This window comes from Cupriavidus sp. 05T313, from assembly GCF_056396665.1.
On the sequence record NZ_JBFTLX010000480.1, the window covers coordinates 1 to 1,734 of the forward strand.

Consider the following 1,734-nt stretch of genomic DNA (forward strand, 5'->3'; position numbering starts at 1 on the left):
GGGCAGCGCCATCATCCAGGCGCATGACCTCGCCGGTACGCCGAATTCAGACATCCCCATCCAGATCTGCGGCGACTGCCACCTGGCCAACTTCGGCGGGTTTGCCAGCCCTGAACGCTCGCTGCTGTTCGACCTCAACGATTTCGACGAGACCAGCCTCGGGCCCTGGGAATGGGACCTGAAGCGGCTTACCGCCAGCTTCGTGGTGGCGGGCCGGCATCTGCGCCACAAGCGGGGCGTGATCGACGACCTGGTCTATCGGGTCGTGCGTAGCTATCAGGAGCGGATGGCCACCTATGCCGGGATGGGCATCCTCGACACCTGGTACGACTGCATTACCTTCGAGCGCCTGATGGCCGAGACGCCTTCACCGCAGATCCGCCAGCGCCTGGAGCGCGGGATAGCGCGCGCGACCAAGCGCGCCAGCGAGGCGCTGTTGCCGAAGCTGTCGGAGCGGGTTGGCGAGCGCTGGGTTATCCGCGACGCACCGCCGGCCATCTTCCATCTACACGGCCAGAACACGCTGTTCTCCCCCGACGACGACTGGATGAAGATCGACGACGCCGGAAAGGCGCTCGACAAGTCTTTCGAGGCGTACCTGGGCACCCTGTCGCCCGACCGGCGCCAGTTGCTCAGCCATTTCACGCGCCACGATGCCGCCTTCAAGGTGGTGGGGGTGGGCAGCGTCGGCACGCGCTGCCTGATCATCCTGATGATCGACAAGCACGGCAAGCCGCTGTTCCTGCAAAGCAAGCAGGCCACACAGTCAGTAGTGGCGTGCTATTTCAAGTCGCCGCCGGTGATGCATGAAGGCCGGCGTGTGGTGGAGGGCCAGCGGCTGATGCAGGCGGCCAGCGACGTGTTCCTTGGCTGGAACAACGGGCCGTCCGGCCGGCATTTCTACATGCGGCAACTGCGCGACATGAAGCTGTCGCCCGCGATCGAGCTGATGGATCATGAATTGCTGGCCAGGTTCGCGGCGCTGTGCGGCTGGGTGCTGGCGCGGGCCCATGCCAAGGCCAGCGGGATGGCGCTGGAGATCAGCGGCTACCTTGGCAATAGCGATGCGATGGCCGATGCGCTGTTGGGGTATTCGAACGCGTATGCGGATCAGGTCGAGCGCGACTACGACGTGTTTGTCGGTGCCTGCCGCTCTGGCCGGCTGGAGGCGCGCACGGATGAAGACATCGCCGCGGATTTTCAAATCTAGGCGCTCGCCGAAATCCGCGGATCGAGGAACACCACCGGGCCGATTCGAGTCCGGAGGGTGTCTATGTCGCTGATCAGCTAGGCTTGGGCGCAGTCGCGGTTCGAGATGACGCACGCGCCGCGCGGTGGGCATGGAGTTGCAGCGCCCGGTTCGCATCGGCCTGTGCGACGTGTCCCGCTTCCTGACCCGCCAGATCGACACGCGGGGCACCTTCCACCAGGCAGGTCCAGTAGCGGGTGCCGCGGCACCAGGTCCGGATCGCGTCGCGCAGCACCGACTCCGTCAGGCCAAGTTCCTGCGCGTGCTGGACGAGATCTTCGAAGATGCCGATCTTGAGCGCTACCTTCGGCGCAGGATTCTTCGGAAAAGTTTGCGGGAAGCGCTTTTGCAGCTTCGCGATGGCCTGCAGCACCGGATCCACGGGCTTCGCCGGGCTGACCGGAGCCACCGGACGCGYGCGCCGCGTCTTAGCCTGTGGCGCGGCCTTCGCTTGCCTTGCCAGTTGTTCCTTCAGTGCCGCCAGT

The 1,734-nt window shown here is 65.3% G+C and carries 2 protein-coding genes; one reads left to right on the forward strand and one right to left on the reverse strand.

All coding sequences use genetic code 11. The annotated features are described in order from the left end of the window. The coding region (locus tag AC1DKD_RS41020; protein WP_477111529.1) for a DUF2252 domain-containing protein at positions 1-1,210 on the forward strand (1,210 nt) is incomplete at its 5' end. Between the two features lie 73 nt (positions 1,211-1,283). Here the strand turns inward: AC1DKD_RS41020 and AC1DKD_RS41025 are convergent. Further along, positions 1,284-1,733, reverse strand: a complete 450-nt coding sequence (locus AC1DKD_RS41025) for a ProQ/FinO family protein (RefSeq protein ID WP_477144722.1) — start codon at positions 1,731-1,733, stop codon at positions 1,284-1,286. Position 1,734: the final 1 nt, after the last annotated feature.